The sequence below is a fragment of the Corallococcus sp. AB018 genome, assembly GCF_003986945.1.
In the GTDB taxonomy this organism is placed as follows: domain Bacteria; phylum Myxococcota; class Myxococcia; order Myxococcales; family Myxococcaceae; genus Corallococcus; species Corallococcus exiguus.
Genome location: NZ_RAWR01000429.1, coordinates 1 through 1,783, shown reverse-complemented (window position 1 = coordinate 1,783; position 1,783 = coordinate 1). Strand labels below are relative to the sequence as shown.

Genomic DNA, 1,783 nt, shown 5'->3' with positions numbered 1-1,783 from the left:
CTTCAACCCCTCCGCCGTCACCGCCCCCATCCGCTTCAACGTGGGCCGGAGCAACTCCATGGGGTGCTTCTCCAGCGACAACCCCACCGTGTCGTAATCCGCCACCACCCGCTCCTGGACGCCCATGGGAGGCAATTGGACCGCCGTGCCATCCATGGGCATGCCGAAGAACAGGTCGTCCGCGTCCAGCGGCCCCAGCGCCTGGATCTCCCACAGCGCCTGCCTCCGCGCCCCGCACAGCGACGCCAGCGCCCCGGACAACGCCAGCCGCGTCAAGTCATGCCGGGGAATGCGCGCCCGCCGCGCCAGGTCTCCCACGCTCGTGTAGTCCCCCCGCCTCGCGGTCTCCACCGCCCGGCCCGAGGACTCGCCCAGCCCCCGCACCATCCTCAACCCCAGCCGCACCGCCCCGTCCTCCAACGTGCAGTCCCAGCTCGAACGGCGCACGTCCACCGGCCGCACCTCCACGCCGTGCCGCTGCACGTCCGCCACCAACGTGTGCGGCGCGTAGAACCCCATGGGCTGTGAATTGAGCAGCGCCGCCGTGAAGGCCGCCGGGTAGTGACACTTCAGCCAGCTGGACGCATAGGCAATCAACGCGAAGCTCGCGGAGTGGCTCTCCGGGAACCCGTAGTGCGCGAACCCCCGGAAGTGGTCGAACCACTCCTCCGCTTGCTTTCGCGTGTAGCCCTTCGCCTCGCAGCCCTCCACGAAGCGGCCCCGGTACGGGAGGATGCGCGCCTCCGCCTGCTTGTGGCTCAGCGCCCGCCGCAGGCCGTCCGCCTCTCCCGCGCTGAAGCCCGCCGCCACCATCGCGAGCCGCATCGCCTGCTCCTGGAAGAGCGGCACGCCCAGCGTCTTCTGGAGGATGCCGCGCACCTCGTCGCTCGGGTACGTCACCTGTTCCTGGCCGTGCCGCCTGCGCAGGTACGGGTGCACCATGTTGCCCACGATGGGCCCCGGCCGGATGAGCGCGATCTGTACCACCAGGTCGTAGAACTCCCGGGGCTGGAGCCGGGGCAGCATGTTCATCTGCGCGCGGCTCTCAATCTGGAACACGCCCACCGTGTCCGCATTGCACAGCATGTCGTAGACCTTCGGATCCTCCGGCGGCACCGTGGCCAGGGACAGCTCGCGGCCGTAGTGCTTGTGGATCAGGGCGAAGCAGCGCGACAGCGCCGTCAACATGCCCAGCGCCAGCAGGTCCACCTTCAGGAGCCCCACCGCGTTGATGTCGTCCTTTTCCCACTGGATGACCGTGCGCCCCGGCATCGCCGCGTTCTCCACCGGCACCAGGTCCACCAGCGGCTCGCGCGTCATCACGAAGCCGCCCACGTGGATGGACAGGTGCCGGGGCACGCCCTCCAGCTCCTTCGCCACCGACAGCGTCCGCAGCACCCGCCCGTCCGTCGGTGACAGGCCCGCCTCCTGGAGCACGTCCGGCGTCACCTGGAAACCGTGCGACGACGCCACCCGCGACAGCCGGTCCACCTGATCCAACGACAGCCCCAGCGCCTTGCCCGCTTCGCGCAGCGCGAGCCGCCCCCGGTAGCAGATCACCTCGCACACCATGCCCGCGTGGCGGCGGCCGTGCTTCTCGTAGACGTACTGGAGCACCTCCTCACGCCGCTCGTGCTCGAAGTCCACGTCGATGTCCGGCGGCTCCTTGCGCTCCATGCTGAGGAAGCGCTCGAACAACAGCCCCATCCGCACCGGATCAATGGCCGTGATGCCCAGCGCGTAGCAGACCGCCGAGTTCGCCGCGCTGCCCCGCCCCTGGCAC

The 1,783-nt window shown here is 69.8% G+C and carries 1 protein-coding gene; it reads right to left on the bottom strand.

Features of this window, described 5'->3' with window-relative positions; genetic code table 11:
• Window positions 1-1,783 (bottom strand): DNA polymerase III subunit alpha (dnaE, locus tag D7Y11_RS42495; protein ID WP_126936509.1); only part of this gene is annotated, 1,783 nt, incomplete at both ends.